The following is a 15,101-nucleotide window of genomic DNA, read 5'->3' as shown; positions in this document are numbered from 1 at the left end:
CGGATGTTTAGTGGTGGAATCAGTCAGGATTGACGAATTTGATGTCCGTATCCTGCGGGAGCTGGGCGCCAATGGCCGCCTGACCGTGCAGGAGTTGAGCGAGCGGGTGGGGCTGAGCCCGACGCCGGTGGCAAGACGTGTGCGCCAGCTGGAGGCGCAAGGCATCATCACCGGCTACGCGGCCCTCATCGACGAGGCGGCGCTGGGCTTTTCCGTCTCCGTTTTCGTGTCGGTGAAGCTCGACCGGCAGGTCGATCAGGCGCTAGCCCAGTTCGAGGAGGCAGTGCGCACCTTTCCAGAGGTGGTGGACTGCTGGCTTATGACCGGCAACCGGGACTATCTGCTGCGGGTGGTGACGGATGGCCTGGCGGGATTCGAGGCCTTTCTCACCGGCCGGCTGACGAAGCTTGCCTGCGTTTCCAGCATCGAAAGCTCCATCCCCCTGCGCCGCGTCAAGTCCGGCATCAGCCGCACGCCATAGGGCCAGTGGGCCGCAGCCTCCTGATTTGCGCAGGAGGCTGCTTTCGCGACGCCTTTTCAGAGCCGCCGGACATCGGCAACACCGACGCCCTGATCTGAAGACCAGACGACCTTGCCTGTCTGCTCAAAACCACCGGCCCGGTGCACCGTGATGTTCTGGCCGGGTTTCAGGGCGGGAACCGGTTTCAGGCCGAGGCCGCCCGGTGCTTCATCGCGCAGTTCTGTCTGGAAAGTGCCTTTTTCCGATTCCACCGTGACAGGCTCCTCGCCTGCCTGAATGCGCAGGGCCTTGCGCCGCTCGTTCACGTCCTTCTGCATCTCTGCAAGGAACTGCTCTACGGCCTGCATCAACTCGTTGGAGACCTGCTTGACGTCGGCACTGACGCTGTCCACGGACCCGGCTTCGCGCAGGGTGGTGCGGATGGCGCTGCTCACCTGCGCGACATTGCCGACCACGGCCGTGGTGCCATTGGCGGCCAGAGCAATGCTTTGGGTGATTTCCTGCGTTGCCTTTTGTTGCTCTCCCACCGCGTTGATGATGGCGCCGGTTACGGTATGCACGCTCTCGATCTGTTCCGAGATACGGCGGATTGCGCCAATGGAGCCCTTGGTCATTTTCTGAACTTCGGCGATCTGCAGGCCGATCTGATCCGTTGCCCGTGCTGTCTGGTCCGACAAGGCCTTCACTTCGGCTGCGACGACCGCGAAGCCCTTGCCGGCCACCCCGGCCCGCGCGGCCTCAATGGTGGCGTTGAGCGCCAGCAAGTTTGTCTGCTCAGCAATGTCCCGGATCATGCCCACGACTGCTCCGATACGGTCTGCCGCTTCGTCGAGGCTTGCAACTTCCTGATCCGTATGCCGGGCAGCTTGCGTGGCATTCTCGACGATATCTCCTGCCTTCGCAGCCTGGGAGAGGATTTCGGAAATCGCCGCAGTCAGTTCCTCGGCTGCGGCCGCGACGGTCTGGACGTTCTGGGCCGAATTGCTGGAAGCTTCGGCAGCGCTGGATGCCTCTCCCGCAGCGGCTGTGGCGACCTGGTTCATGTTGTTGGCGCTGACCGTCAATGTGCCCGTCTTTTCCTCCACCTGCTTTACCATGCCTCCGATAAGGTCGCGGAAGCGCTGGATGATGGAGGCGACATGCTGCTGGCGGTGCTGTTCCTTGCTGCGCTCAGCCACCGCTGTTTGCTCCAGTTCCGCGCGGCGGATGAGGTTGTCCCGGAAAACGACGACGGCACGGGTCATGCCATCGATTTCGTCACTGTTGCGGTCCGGTGGCAGCGGAGTGCCGGTGTTGCCCTCGGCCAGTTCCGACATGACGTCTGCAAGGCGGCGTATCCGTCCTGCAATATTGTTCGACACCATCATGGCTACGATGCCTGCTGCCACGCCCCCGGCAATGGCAATCAGCGCTGCCCAGTTGCGCAGGCCATGCAGGGGGGCAACCATTTCGCTTGCATGCTGTGTAACAGCAAGCGCCAGCGGCGTGCCGGCAATCGTGACGGGAATGATTGCGCCATGGACACTTTCGCCGGAAACATCTTGAAAATCGGCGAGCTGGCGGCTGCCTGATGCCGCGCGGCTGGCCAGTTCAGGGGGAACGGCCTGTGTCATCCGTTCGATTGTATCTGGGGTACGCTTGCTGTCATTCAGCGCCAGTCCCTCAGCATCGGTCAGCATGACGTTGCCGGTTTCCCCCAGTCCGTCATAGGTTCCCAGAAGGTTGTCTATCCGCTCATGCGGCAGTTCCAGAGCCATAATGCCGATGGTCTTGCGGCCAATCGAGACGGGCGTTGCAAGATAGCCCGTGGGGATGTCCGGTCCCTCATGCTGTCTGATCCCGCTCATGACCAGATTATCTGCAGGGCCTGTGAGGGTTTTCTGAAATGCTTCGGCCAGCGGTGTGTCTGACCATTCTGGTGCCTGCAGGTTGATGGCATAATCACTCAGTTTCCGAACCGAGTATATCACGTTGCCATTGAGATCTATCAGCAGAAGGTCACCGAAGCCGCTGGCCGTCATGTAGTTGCGCAGCAGCGGATGGAAGGCTGAGTGGGCCGTATCATAGGGTTTGCGGCCCGCCTTGCTCAGCTTTTCCCTTTCTTCCGGGGGATTGGGGTTAAGCGTAACATAGGTTTCCGTAACCCTGTTCCCGGCTTCGCTGCCGTACTTTTCCCAGCCATCCAGCAGGCGCTTGAAGGCCGTTACAACTGTTGGGCTGTCTGCAAAGGTAATGGCAGAAGTGATTTCGTCGCTCATCAGGGCTTCAAGGCTGACCTTCTTGTTCTCTGCAAGCGCCAGAAGCCGGTCATCGCCGAGCTGCCTGATGAAATTGGAGGCCGAGAAATACGTGGCCGTGCCGACGCCGGCGGAACAGAGCAGCCCGATGCCCACAATGACAAGGGGGAGTTTCAGTGCGATCTTCATCTGCAAACCCCGTAAAATCTGAAGCGCTCCTCAGAGCTGTTCAATGTTTACCCCAACCGTCAGGGCGCCAATTGCTTCGCCGGTCGCCGGATCAATCACCGGAAGACTGACCTGGCTCTGAATGGATTGTGTGGATTCATCCTGGCTTATGTCGCTGATATCCAGCGATCCAGGTCCCTTGAGCATGGTCTCGCGCCATTTGCTCTCGTCACCTTGCCAGAAATCTGAAGTCAGCTCACTCTGGCCAACGTTCAGCCCCTTGGCATCCATCACGATGATCTCGGTGAAGAGACCTCCGCTCGTCTCCTGTTTATTGACCAGAAGGCGGGAGAGCGCATTGTCCATGACTTCGTCGATCATCGGCTGATTGATCGACCGGGCCTGCTCGGCCCATTCCGCATCCAGCCGCTGGATGTCTGCCTGCGTGTAGCTGCCCGTGCGCCGGTTCTGTTCGATCACCGCCGCCACAACTTCAGATGTCTTGGCGAGTTCGGTGATGCGGGTCCTCGCGAGTGTTTCCAGCTCCTGTTGAAACTCGTTTGCTGCCGCGATTGACGTAAGGGAGGCAGATGCAATTATCACTGTTAAAAAGTGCAATCTCATTTATCTCACCCATCTTTCAGCACGTTATACGGGATTCTTGCTTCTAGATCGGTGAATTATTTGTTAAACAAAATAAGTTTGCTTGCTATTGTTGATTTTGATCGGGTCTAAATGATTTTAATTTGTAATGGTTGGGCGAGGTGTATTGTAATTTTTGATCATCCTCTGTCTTTCCCTTGCGTGCCCGCTGTTTGGGGGCTGTTTGGTTTTGCAGCTGTCTGTGCGTACGGGGGGCAGGCCGGGTTGTTTCTGAAAGAGGGCGGGAGGAACCTGAAACAGTCCTTCAGATCACGATTGGTGGAGGGGCGGCAGAAAAGCGCGCTGCACTTTCTGCCGAATTGATCTACAACGCTCGCCCACTGACTGGAAAACAAGATTGGTCCTCAAAATGAAGTCTTTTGTCCTGACCCTGTCCTGCGAAGACCGTCCGGGAATCGTGGCCGCCATCACCACCGAGCTGGCCGATCTGGGCGCCAATATCGCCGAGAGCGATCAGTTCTGGGACCGGGTGACCAACCGCTTCTTCATGCGGATCGAGTTCATTGTCCCGGTGGAGACAACCCGTGACGCGATTGCCAACGCCATCTCACCGGTGGTGAACCGCTTCGACCTGAAGACCGAACTCACCGACCTCTCACGCCGCAAGAAGATGATCATCATGGTCTCCAAGTTTGACCATGCGCTGCTGCATCTTCTTTATCAGATCCGCGTGGGCTGGATGGATGCGGAAGTCGTCGCCATCGTTTCCAACCACGAGGACAGTGCCCGCACCGCCACCCACGAAGGCATTCCCTTCCACTACTGGCCGGTGACCAAGGCCAACAAGGCCGAGCAGGAAGAAAAGCTGCTGGCGCTCGTGAAGGAAACCGGTGCCGATCTGGTGGTGCTGGCCCGCTACATGCAGATCCTGTCCGACACGCTGTCCAAGCGGCTGTTCGGCAAGGTGATCAACATCCATCATTCGTTCCTGCCCAGCTTCAAGGGCGCGCGGCCTTATCACCAGGCGCACGAGCGCGGCGTGAAGATGATCGGCGCGACGGCTCACTACGTGACGGCGGATCTCGACGAAGGCCCGATCATCGAGCAGGATGCGGAGCGGGTGAACCATTCCTTGTCCGCCAATGATTTCGCGGCCCGCGGCCGTGATATCGAGGCGCGGGTGCTCGCCCGAGCGGTCAAGTGCCACCTGGAAAACCGGGTGATCATCGTCGGCAACAAGACCATCGTCTTCAACCGCTGAAGATCAGGCCTTCAGGCCTGACAGCCTGTCCACCGCCTGCAGGAGCAAGTCCACATCCTGCGGGCGGGACAGGCGGTGATCGCCATCGGGAATGAGCGTGAAGGTGACATCATCCTCCGCCAGAGCCTCCACCAGCCGGCTTGCATGCTGCCATGGCACATCCGGGTCCTCGCGCCCCTGCAGGATGATGACCGGGCAGCCTGTGGCGAGGCGCTGGTCCAGCAGCAGGTGATTGCGGCCATCTTCGATCAGCTGGCGGGTGATGGCGTAAGGCCCGTCTCCATAGGCTGAGGGGCGCTCTATCCGGCCTTCGCGCATCAGCCGCTCCCGGCCTTGCTCGTCCAGCCGCATCTTCCAGATGAGTTCCTCGCTGAAGTCCGTGGCCGGCGCAATGAGCGCGAGGCCGCGAATGCGGCTCGGCTGTCCGGCGGCCATTGCGGCTTTGCGGTGCTCCTGCGTCAGCCGCAGCGCCAGCCAGCCGCCCATGGACGAGCCGATGAGGATCTGCGGGCCGCTGGTGCAGCGCTCAAACACGGCAAGCGCCTCTTCCAGCCAGCGCGAGATGGTGCCGTCTTCGAAGTTGCCGCCCGACAGGCCGTGGCCTGAATAGTCCATCCGCGTTACGGCTTGCCCGCGCGCTCTCGCATGGTCCGCTAACGCCTCTGCCTTGGAGCCATTCATGTTGGACTTGAAGCCGGAGAGCCAGAACAGGCCCGGCTGCCTGCCCGGCTCCGCCTTCACTGCAATCCGCCGTTCATCCGCGCCATGGCCGAGGGTGAGGAATTGAAGGCCGTCCTGATCCAATGTAAGGCTCCGCTGTAACAGTCCTGCTGCGGGGCCGGTGTGGCACAGGCGGGCGGCAAATTGAAGGGCCCTGCCTGTGAAGAGCGACACCAACACCCGCCCGGCCGTGCTTCAGGTCATCCCGGATCTCAACACCGGCGGGGCCGAGCGAACCACGGTGGATGTGGCCGCTGCACTGGTGGCGAAGGGCTGGCGGGCGGTTGTCGTCAGCGAAGGCGGGCGGCTGGTGCCGGAGCTGGAAGCCCTTGGCGCCAAGCACATCATTCTGCCGGTGAAATCCAAGAACCCGCTGACGATCCTTGCCAATTCGAGGCGTCTCAAGCAGGTGGCGCTGGCGGAGAACATCTCGCTCATCCATGCCCGCAGCCGCGCGCCGGCCTGGTCGGCGCTGATGGCAGCGCGCGGGCTCGGGCTTCCCTTTGTCACCACCTATCACGGCATCTACAAGCAGAAGGGTGCGCTGAAGTCCTGGTATAATTCGGTGATGGCCCGGGGCGATTGCGTCATCGCCAACTCCCGCTATACGGCAGACCTCATTGCTACCCGTCATGAATTTGCCCGCGGCAAGATCACGGTCATCTACCGGGGCTCGGACATCGCCGCGCTGGCGCCTGAGGCTGTGACGCCGGAGCGGCGCGCGGCTCTGGCCGGGGCCTGGGGCGTGGACGGGTCCCGGCCCATTCTGCTGCAGCTGGCCCGGCTGACCGGCTGGAAGGGGCAGAAGGTGCTGATTGCTGCCATGGCGGAGCTGAAGGCAAGGGGAGCAGCTCTGCCGCTTGCCATCATTGCCGGGGATGATCAGGGCCGCAGCGGCTATCTGGCCGAACTGAAGGCGCAGATTGCGGATGCCGGGCTGGAAGGCTGCGTGCGGCTGGTGGGTCACTGTGCCGATGTGCCGGCGGCCCTTGCGCTCTCCTCCCTCTCGGTGGTGGCTTCCACCGAACCCGAAGCCTTCGGCAGGGCGGCAGTTGAGGCGCAGGCGGCCCGTGTGCCGGTGATCGTGTCGGATCTGGGCGCCGTGCCGGAAACGGTGCTTGCCCCGCCGGAGGTTTCTGAAGCGGAGCGTACCGGTTGGCGCGTGCCGCCGGGAGATGCGCAGGCGCTGGCGGATGCCATTGCCGGCGTTCTGACGCTTGCCCCTGATGCAAGGACCGCACTGGTGGAGCGGGCTCAGGGGCACGTGGCGCGGCATTTCACGGTCGAGGCCATGTGTGCATCGACGCTTGAAGTTTATGCCGGGCTGCTTGGCCGCAGGACAGAATGACCGCCGGCTTGCAAGAAAGGTTGACTTTCTCAGCGCTTCGGCCAATGCTTTGTCCGTTCCTGCCACACTGGATGTGGCCGAGGCCCCGGCGCAAGCGCGCGGGGCTGAAGCGCATTGGAGTGGTGCTCTGTTCCTGCTCTGGAATGGTGCTCCGTGCCCTTGCGGGAACAGCCAAACGACCGTGCTGCAACGATAGAGGAGATAGCGACCATTCGCCGTCCGTTCCGCGCCCCGCCTCCCACGAAGGATGGCCCGCGCACCAATGACGAAATTCGCGTTCGCGAAGTCCAGCTGATTGATCACGAAGGCCAGAACCGCGGCATTGTCCCGACTGGTGAAGCCCTCGAAATCGCGATGGAGGCCGGTCTCGACCTGGTCGAGATTCAGCCGAATGCGCAGCCGCCCGTATGCAAGATCCTTGACTACGGCAGGTTCAAGTATCAGTCGCAGAAGAAGGCAGCTGAAACGCGCAAGAAGCAGAAGACCGTCGAGATCAAGGAGATCAAGATGCGTCCGAACATCGACACTCATGACTATGAAGTGAAGATGAAGGCGATGATGCGTTTCTTCTCTGAAGGCGACAAGGTGAAGGTCACGCTCCGGTTCCGCGGCCGTGAAATGGCTCACCAGGATCTCGGAATGAAGCTGCTGATGCAGGTGCGCGACGAGACGGCGGAAATCGCCAAGGTCGAGTCCACGCCCCGCCTCGAAGGCCGCCAGATGGTGATGGTGCTGGCGCCGATCCAGCGCTGAGCCTTTTCCGGCAAAAGATTCGTGCGGCGGCTGCGGAGCAATCCGTGGCCGCCTTGCTTTTTGATGCGGATGTTCAATTGTCCGCATGAATCCGGTTGCAAAGGGGGCGGGCTGTCCCTATAAGCCTCCGGTCCAGAGTCGTCCGGCTCTCCGTGGACCAATTGTCTGTTGCCGTTTTCAGATTGCTTCTGTTGAAGAGCAGCCTGACTGCGCAGGCGGGTCCCAAGAGAACCAGGGCATGCCGTGGCGGCTTCTCGATGCACCAACAAACGAGCGGGCTTTGGCCCGCGCCAATGAAAGGATGCAAAATGCCCAAGCTGAAGACCAAGTCTGGAGCCAAGAAGCGCTTCAAGCTGACCGCGACCGGTAAGGTCAAGACCGGTCAGGCTGGCAAGCGTCATGGTATGATCAAGCGCACGGCCAAGTTCGTCCGCAACGCACGTGGCACCACCACGCTGTCGCCGCAGGACGCCCGGATCGTGAAGCAGTACATGCCGAACGCCTAACGCCACCTGACAATCAAGGAGACTACCAATGGCGCGTGTCAAGCGGGGCGTAACGGCCCATGCCCGTCATAAGAAGGTTATCAAGGCAGCCAAGGGTTACTATGGCCGCCGCAAGAACACCATCCGCGTGGCCAAGCAGGCCGTCGAGAAGGCAGCACAATATGCCTATCGCGACCGCAAGGTCAGGAAGAGGAACTTCCGTTCGCTGTGGATCCAGCGCATCAACGCTGCTACCCGTGAGCTTGGCCTGACCTACGGCCGCTTCATTGACGGCCTCAACAAGGCTGGCATCGAAGTCGACCGCAAGGTTCTGTCCGATCTCGCCATCCATCAGCCGGAAGCCTTCAAGGCTCTGGTTGAGAAGGCTCAGGGCGCTCTGGCTGCATAAGCAGACAAGCCCTTACGGCATGATCGCAAGGCGCTCCCGGAAACGGGGGCGCCTTTTTCTTTTTGGAGTCGATTGATGCATGAACCCATCCATCGTCATACCGGACGCAGCGAAGCGGAGATCCGGTACCGGTGAGTCCCGGCCCATCTGCTCTGGCGCAAGGGAGTAACATCATGCACCCCGGCTCTTGCTCTACTCGGCCGGATGACGCCGGAGAGGGTGTGCTTGACGGATGGCAGCTCTATCCCCCAGCCATCCCGTCCCATTTCACTCCCCATTCTGTGCCAAAGCGGGGCCGGGTGCCGGGACGGGACAGGCTGGCGCGCCGGAGGCATGGGCCGGACCGGCGCGGTACATCGGTCATGGGCGCCAGGACGGCGAAAAGGGCCGCAGGATGGGGCTGGCGGGGGCGGCAAGATTCAGACGGAATCTCAGTGCCTTGAGCGCTTCAGGCCTGCGTGCGGCCTGTGACGTTAACCATTAAATGAAATTTCTCAATAAATTCAATGCCAAAAAGTTAACGCGATCCGGCCTGCTGGCACATGCCTTGCGACTTTCAGGACAAGCCCCGTGAGGGCGTCCCGAAGTGAAACAGGCAGAGGCAGATCCGTTGCGTATCGATCCTATCCGAGCCCAAGAGCGTGCCGCCGCCCGCCGCAGTGCGAGGGCCAGAGCCAAGGCCGAAGCTGCCACCGCCGCACAAGCTGAAGAGTTGCGCCGCACGCCGCCCTCCGTCCCCGTGCCCATGGTGCTGCGCACCGAGGAGCGCACCGCCAGCTTCACAATGTACCGGCCCGATGCGGCATTCCTCGCCCAGCTTATCGCCATGCGCGATGCCGGTGTGCTGAATGACGATGCGGGCAGCGAGGCCACGGTGAGCTACCGCCGCACGGCCGCGAGCCCGCGCCGCAGGCCGGCTGGCTTTGTGGTGTCGCAGAGCTTCTGAAATCCGCATCGCGGAAGTTTCGAGGTCCCCGGGTGGGGACTTCAGGAGGGGGCGGTTTCGGGGGGAGCCGCCCTCTCGCCTTTTCGGGGTCAGTATCCCGCCGCGTGACCGTCCTTGCGCGGGTCGGAACCGCCGATGAACAGGCCGCGCTTGCGGTCGATGCGGATGGCCTGCGAGCCGCCAATCGGTGCAGGGGCGCGCTTCACGGTGTGGCCCTTGGCGCGCAGCACGTCGAGGCTTGCCTCCGGAATGGTGCTTTCGGCCTGCAGGAAGCTGAAGCCATCGTCCATGAAGATACGCGGGAAGTCGATCGCCTGCTGCACATCCATGCCATAGTCGATCATGTTGGTCAGCAGATGCGTGTGGCCGCATGCCTGATACTGGCCGCCCATGACGCCAAAGGACATCCACGGAGCACCGTCCTTCAGCACGAAGGCGGGAATGATCGTATGCATCGGGCGCTTGCCGCCCTCGATGGTGTTGGGATGGCCCGGTGCCACCTTGAAGCTGGCCCCCCGGTTGTGCAGCAGCACGCCGGAGTTTGGCGCCAGAATGCCCGAGCCGAAGCTGTGGAAGATGGAGTTGATGAAGGACACCGTCAGCCCGCTGCTGTCGGCAATGGTGAGATAGACCGTATCCGTCTGCGGCGGGGCGCTGGGCAGCGGCAGGTCCTGCGTGCGGGCCGAAGGGTTCAGCAGCAGGGAGAGCCGCTCGATCATGTCATCGGCGAAGAGGGACATGTGGCAGGCATCCATATGTCCCGGATCGGCGACGAACCGGTCGCGCATGGCATAGGCGATGCGGGCAGCCTCCATTTCCAGATGCAGCCGCTCTCCGCCGAGAGGATCGAGGCTGGACAGGTTATGCCGCTCCAGCAGCCCCAGCATGATCAGCGCAACAATGCCCTGCCCGTTGGGCGGCAGCTCGGCCACGGTATAGCCGCGATAATCGCGGGAGACCGGTGCGACGGCGGTGGTGTGGCATGCCGCCAGATCCTCCAGTGTCATGTAGCTGCCGCGTGCCTTCAGCGTGGCAACGATGTCCTCGGCCACGGGGCCGGTGTAGAAGGCGTCGGCGCCATCGCTGGCAATGGCAGCCAGTGTGTCGGCCAGAGCCGGGAAACGCATGATATCGCCCGCTTCGGGCGCCTTGCCGCCGGGCAGATAGGTTTTGGCCGCTGCTTCATCGGCTGAAAGCTTGGCGATGGAGGCGGGCCAGTCGAAGGCCACACGCGGCGCCACGGCAAAGCCGTCGCGGGCATAGGCAATGGCGCGCTTGAACAGGGTGGCGAAGGAGCGGGTGCCGTGGGCCTTCAGCAGGGTCTCCCAGGCGCGCACAGCGCCGGGCACCGTCACCGCATGGGCGCTTTCCAGTCCGATGCTCGTTAGCCCCGCATCACGCAAAGCTGCCGAAGAGACGGCCTTGGGTGCTGCGCCCGAGCCATTGAAACCAGCCATGCGGCCATCGGCCTCCGTGACGATGGCAAAGCAGTCACCGCCAATCCCGGTCATATGCGGCTCGACCACGCATTGCACGGCCACGGCTGCAATCGCCGCATCCACCGCGTTGCCGCCATCCTGCAGCACCTCGATGGCAGCGGCTGTCGCCAGCGGGTGGGATGTGGCGGCAAGGCCGTTGGTGGCATAGACCGGCGAGCGGCCGGGCATTTCAAAGTTTCGCGCCAAGGTAGTATTCTCCTGCACCCATTGTTTCCCTCACGGCGCAGATCTTTGCCCGCTGCTGCCGCTGTGTCCCGTCCGTAAGATCTGGTAGCCAGATGGAAGGGCAGGGCGGTCATGCCCTGCATGAAGCAAGTCTAGAGGAGAAGACAGCACATGAGCAAACTGACACTTTCGTCCGCACAGACAATCATTTCTGCCGCTCTGGAAAAGGCGGAGAGCCTGAAGCTGAAGCCGCTGACCGTGGCGGTGATCGATGCCGGCGGGCATCTCGTCGCCATGGCCCGGCAGGATAACTCCTCGATCCTCCGGCCGCAGATTGCCTTTGGCAAGGCCTATGGGGCGATTGGTGTCGGGGCGGGCTCGCGCTGGCTGAACACGGCAGCCGCCGAGCGGCCGCATTTCGTGCAGGCGCTCAACGGCATCTCGGGCGGTGCCATCGTGCCGGTTCCGGGCGGCGTCCTGATCCGCAATAGGGAAGGGGAAATTCTTGGCGCTGCAGGCATCACCGGCGACACCTCGGACAATGACGAAGCCTGCGCTGTTGCCGGTATCGAGGCTGCCGGTTTCACTGGCGATTGCGGCTGAGAGGCCGGCTCTTACCATCGGACGCAAGGGGGAGGAACGCATTCTCCTTTTGCCGCAGAGCCCCTCTCCCCCTTGAGGGGGAGATGTCTGCGCAGCAGACAGAGGGGGGGTATCAGCGTCTCAACAGCGCTCTGCCTCTCGCATAAATGGGCGGTCCGTTACCCCCCTCTGCCCCCTGCCGGGGGCATCTTCCCCTAAAGGTGGGAGAGAGTGGGTGCCTGGCTGGCAGCCCGGTTCAAACACTGCCGTCTGAGAAGCGCCTACAGCCCCTGCCGCTTCACGTCCTGGGTTTCCCACGGACGTGAGCGCCGTCTTGCGAGATGCCGTGCCGGAGGGCGGTATCAGTCCTTGCTGCCGCTGATTGCGTCGAGCTTCTTCTGCATGGCGGCAAGCTGCTTCTTCATGTCGTCCAGATCCGATCCGGAAGATGCGGCCGGTCTTTCCGGTGCAGCAGCAGGGGCTGTGCCTGAAGCGGGGGCCGCGGCGCCCGGAAGCGAGAAGGGCATGAACATTTTCATCGCCCGCTCGAACATTTCGGTGTTCCGCTTCACCTGCTCTTCCATCATCTCGAAGGCGCTGGCACCGAAGGCTTCGCTCATCTGGGCGCGCAGCTTGTCCTGCTCCTTGGTCAGGGAGGAGATCGAGAACTCGAGATAGCTCGGCACCAGGCCCTGCATGCTGTCGCCGTAGAAGCGGATCAGCTGGCGCAGGAAGGTGATGGGCAGCAGATTCTGCCCGCCCTTGCCTTCCTGCTCGAAAATGATCTGGGTGAGGACGGAGCGGGTGATGTCTTCGCCGGTCTTGGCGTCAAAAACCACAAAATCCTCTTCGCCCTTCACCATCACGGCCAGGTCCTCAAGGGTCACGTAGGTGCTGGTGCCCGTATTGTAGAGGCGGCGGTTGGCGTATTTCTTGATGATCGTGGGCTCGGTCGTCTTGGCCATCTCGTCTGTCGCTCCCGGTTGCCTTTTCTCCGGTCCGTTTATACGCGGCCGGTGACGGCAAGTTCCTCTTTTGCCGCAACATCTTCCCCGTGTTGCAGCGTCCTCCGCCACAAGACTATGCCAAAGCCGGGCACCCATGCCAGCCTTTTCCTGCTGCGGGGCGAAAGCTGGTGTGCACTGCACGCTATACGGGTTGTTGCGGGCGCGAAGGGCGGTTGACTTGTCGCGTTTCACAGTCTCTAGTCTGAGGGAGCGGGGAGTGTGGTCCTGTCATAAAAAACAAGCGGCGGACCCGCAAAATCCCGGGAGGAATCAGTTTCAGGAGGTCTTCATGAGCGCTTCTACCGACGTCGTTATTGTCAGTGCCACGCGCACGGCCGTGGGTTCATTCAACGGGTCTTTCGCCAATACGCCCGCCCATGAGCTGGGTGCCACCGTCATCAAGGCAGCGCTGGCAAAGGCAGGCGTGGATGCTGCCGACGTCAACGAACTGATCTTCGGCCAGGTGCTCACTGCCGGTCAGGGCCAGAACCCGGCCCGTCAGGCCGCCATTGCCGCCGGCCTCTCACAGGATTCCACTGCCTGGCTGCTCAACCAGGTCTGCGGTTCGGGCCTGCGCACCGTTGCCATTGCTGCCCAGCAGATCATGTGCGGTGACGCCAGCATCGTTGTCGCAGGCGGTCAGGAAAACATGTCGCTCTCGCCGCACTGCGCTCCGATGCGCGCCGGCTACAAGATGGGCGACTACAAGATGATCGACACCATGATCAAGGACGGCCTGTGGGATGCCTTCAACGGTTACCACATGGGCCAGACGGCCGAGAACGTTGCCCAGAAGTGGCAGATCAGCCGTGACGAGCAGGACGCCTTCGCCCTTGCCTCGCAGAACAAGGCGGAAGCTGCACAGAAGGCCGGCCGCTTCAAGGACGAGATCACGCCCGTCACCATCGCCGACCGCAAAGGTGACAAGGTGATCGAGGATGACGAGTACATCCGCCATGGCGCCACGCTGGAAAGCATGTCCAAGCTGCGCCCGGCCTTCAACAAGGAAGGTTCGGTTACCGCTGGTAATGCCTCGGGTATCAACGATGGTGCGGCAGCACTGGTGGTGATGAGCGCGGCTGAAGCTGCCCGCCGCGGCCTTACCCCGCTTGCCCGTATCGCGTCCTGGGCCACCGCTGGCGTTGATCCGGCCGTCATGGGCTCCGGCCCGATCCCGGCCTCGCGCAAGGCGCTGGAAAAGGCCGGCTGGAGCGTTGCCGATCTCGATCTGGTGGAAGCCAACGAAGCCTTCGCGGCGCAGGCTTGCGCCGTCAACAAGGACATGGGCTGGAACCCGGACATCGTCAACGTCAATGGCGGTGCCATCGCCATTGGTCATCCGATCGGTGCATCGGGCGCGCGCGTTCTCGTGACGCTGCTGCATGAAATGGGCCGCCGTGACGCGAAGAAGGGCCTCGCCACGCTCTGCATCGGCGGCGGCATGGGCGTGGCGCTCTGCGTCGAGCGCTAAGCCTGCGCCTTTGCTGTGAAGCGGGCCGCAAGAGCCTGCATGTCCAGTTTCTTCCCGGCGGGATGCCTGCCGGGAGGTTCAATCGGGAACAGGGCTGAAGAAACAGGCCCGTAGTCTGGGGAGAGATGAATGAGCAAGGTTGCGTTGGTCACCGGGGGCACCCGCGGTATCGGTGAGGCGATTTCTCTGGGTTTGAAGGCCGCCGGTTACACGGTTGCCGCCACCTACGCCGGCAACACGGAAAAGGCCGAAGCCTTCAAGGCGGCAACGGGCATTCACGTCTACAAGTGGGACGTGGCCAATGAGCAGGAATGCGCCGAAGGCATTGCAAAGGTGGAAGCAGAGCTCGGCCCGGTCGAGATCCTGGTGAACAACGCAGGCATCACCCGTGACGGCATGTTCCACAAGATGACGTTCGAGCAGTGGCGCGCTGTGATGTCCACCAACCTCGACAGCATGTTCACCATGACCCGCCCGGTCATCGAGGGCATGCGCGCCCGCGGCTGGGGCCGCATCATCAACATTTCCTCGATCAACGGCCAGAAGGGCCAGATGGGCCAGGCCAACTACTCCGCCGCCAAGGCCGGTGTAATCGGCTTCAGCAAGGCGCTGGCGCAGGAAAATGCCTTCAAGGGCATCACCGTCAACACAGTCTGCCCGGGCTATATCAACACGGACATGGTCGCCGCCATGCCTGAAAAGGTGCTGCAGCAGATCGTTTCCGGCATTCCGGTCGGCCGCCTTGGCCATCCGGAGGAAATCGCCCAGACGGTGGTGTATCTCGCCTCTGACGCGGCCGCCTTCATGACTGGCGCGGTGATGACCATCAACGGCGGCCAGTACATCGCCAACGGCTGATTGACACAATCTTCTGAAACAGCCCCGCCGTGGTCCTGCCGGACTGCGGCGGGGTTTTGTATTTCCAAACGCGATCTGCCGGGCGTTCCGCCCTTGACCTTGTGACCC

At 62.1% G+C, this 15,101-nt stretch carries 15 protein-coding genes; 10 read left to right on the top strand and 5 right to left on the bottom strand.

Features of this window, described 5'->3' with window-relative positions; all coding sequences use genetic code 11:
- Nucleotides 1–10: 10 nt before the first annotated feature.
- Nucleotides 11–481, top strand: coding sequence for an Lrp/AsnC family transcriptional regulator (locus V6L75_RS14255; protein ID WP_334252149.1), 471 nt, complete (start codon nucleotides 11–13; stop codon nucleotides 479–481).
- A 56-nt stretch (nucleotides 482–537) separates the two neighbouring features.
- On the opposite strand, the gene V6L75_RS14250 is transcribed toward V6L75_RS14255, so the two are convergent.
- Complete coding sequence (locus V6L75_RS14250; protein ID WP_334252148.1) at nucleotides 538–2,907, bottom strand: methyl-accepting chemotaxis protein; 2,370 nt, start codon at nucleotides 2,905–2,907, stop codon at nucleotides 538–540.
- A gap of 30 nt (nucleotides 2,908–2,937) precedes the next feature.
- On the bottom strand, nucleotides 2,938–3,510 hold the full coding sequence (locus V6L75_RS14245) for a hypothetical protein (RefSeq protein ID WP_334252147.1): 573 nt from the start codon (nucleotides 3,508–3,510) through the stop codon (nucleotides 2,938–2,940).
- Nucleotides 3,511–3,898: 388 nt separating this feature from the next.
- Between V6L75_RS14245 and purU the strand changes: the two genes are divergently transcribed.
- Entirely contained in the window at nucleotides 3,899–4,750 is an 852-nt protein-coding gene (purU, locus tag V6L75_RS14240) for a formyltetrahydrofolate deformylase (RefSeq protein ID WP_334252146.1), read from the top strand.
- 3 nt (nucleotides 4,751–4,753) lie between these two features.
- Here purU and V6L75_RS14235 read toward each other — a convergent pair whose 3' ends face one another.
- Nucleotides 4,754–5,554 (bottom strand): alpha/beta hydrolase, encoded by an 801-nt coding sequence (locus V6L75_RS14235; protein ID WP_334252145.1) that lies wholly within the window; start codon nucleotides 5,552–5,554, stop codon nucleotides 4,754–4,756.
- Between the two features lie 76 nt (nucleotides 5,555–5,630).
- Here V6L75_RS14235 and V6L75_RS14230 point away from each other — a divergent pair, with 76 nt between their 5' ends.
- The 5 genes from V6L75_RS14230 (at nucleotide 5,631) to V6L75_RS14210 (ending at nucleotide 9,411) form a co-directional block, all read left to right on the top strand.
- On the top strand, nucleotides 5,631–6,818 hold the full coding sequence (locus V6L75_RS14230; protein WP_334252144.1) for a glycosyltransferase family 4 protein: 1,188 nt from the start codon (nucleotides 5,631–5,633) through the stop codon (nucleotides 6,816–6,818).
- A gap of 210 nt (nucleotides 6,819–7,028) precedes the next feature.
- Nucleotides 7,029–7,571, top strand: coding sequence for a translation initiation factor IF-3 (gene infC, locus V6L75_RS14225; RefSeq protein WP_334252164.1), 543 nt, complete (start codon nucleotides 7,029–7,031; stop codon nucleotides 7,569–7,571).
- Nucleotides 7,572–7,879: 308 nt separating this feature from the next.
- Nucleotides 7,880–8,077, top strand: coding sequence for a 50S ribosomal protein L35 (gene rpmI / locus V6L75_RS14220; protein ID WP_019965302.1), 198 nt, complete (start codon nucleotides 7,880–7,882; stop codon nucleotides 8,075–8,077).
- A gap of 28 nt (nucleotides 8,078–8,105) precedes the next feature.
- The gene (rplT, locus tag V6L75_RS14215; RefSeq protein ID WP_019965303.1) at nucleotides 8,106–8,465 is read left to right on the top strand and encodes a 50S ribosomal protein L20; all 360 of its coding nucleotides are present in this window, start codon (nucleotides 8,106–8,108) and stop codon (nucleotides 8,463–8,465) included.
- Nucleotides 8,466–9,075: 610 nt separating this feature from the next.
- Complete coding sequence (locus tag V6L75_RS14210; protein ID WP_334252143.1) at nucleotides 9,076–9,411, top strand: hypothetical protein; 336 nt, start codon at nucleotides 9,076–9,078, stop codon at nucleotides 9,409–9,411.
- A gap of 89 nt (nucleotides 9,412–9,500) precedes the next feature.
- Here the strand turns inward: V6L75_RS14210 and ggt are convergent, their stop codons facing one another.
- Entirely contained in the window at nucleotides 9,501–11,078 is a 1,578-nt protein-coding gene (gene ggt, locus V6L75_RS14205) for a gamma-glutamyltransferase (protein ID WP_334252163.1), read from the bottom strand.
- 168 nt (nucleotides 11,079–11,246) lie between these two features.
- Between ggt and V6L75_RS14200 the strand changes: the two genes are divergently transcribed.
- Nucleotides 11,247–11,678: a GlcG/HbpS family heme-binding protein gene (locus tag V6L75_RS14200; protein WP_334252142.1), complete on the top strand. Its 432-nt coding sequence runs from the start codon at nucleotides 11,247–11,249 to the stop codon at nucleotides 11,676–11,678.
- Between the two features lie 341 nt (nucleotides 11,679–12,019).
- Here the strand turns inward: V6L75_RS14200 and phaR are convergent, their stop codons facing one another.
- Nucleotides 12,020–12,622 (bottom strand): polyhydroxyalkanoate synthesis repressor PhaR, encoded by a 603-nt coding sequence (phaR, locus tag V6L75_RS14195; RefSeq protein WP_334252141.1) that lies wholly within the window; start codon nucleotides 12,620–12,622, stop codon nucleotides 12,020–12,022.
- 331 nt (nucleotides 12,623–12,953) lie between these two features.
- Between phaR and V6L75_RS14190 the strand changes: the two genes are divergently transcribed.
- Together V6L75_RS14190 and phbB are read left to right on the top strand one after the other, a co-directional pair.
- Complete coding sequence (locus V6L75_RS14190) at nucleotides 12,954–14,135, top strand: acetyl-CoA C-acetyltransferase (RefSeq protein WP_334252140.1); 1,182 nt, start codon at nucleotides 12,954–12,956, stop codon at nucleotides 14,133–14,135.
- 129 nt (nucleotides 14,136–14,264) lie between these two features.
- Nucleotides 14,265–14,993 (top strand): acetoacetyl-CoA reductase, encoded by a 729-nt coding sequence (gene phbB, locus V6L75_RS14185; protein WP_334252139.1) that lies wholly within the window; start codon nucleotides 14,265–14,267, stop codon nucleotides 14,991–14,993.
- Nucleotides 14,994–15,101 lie beyond the last annotated feature (108 nt).

The organism is Pannonibacter anstelovis, from assembly GCF_036881715.1.
GTDB classification, from domain to species: Bacteria; Pseudomonadota; Alphaproteobacteria; order Rhizobiales; family Stappiaceae; genus Pannonibacter; species Pannonibacter anstelovis.
The sequence above is the reverse complement of the archived record's forward strand: the minus strand, read 5'-3'. Positions and strand labels throughout refer to the sequence as shown.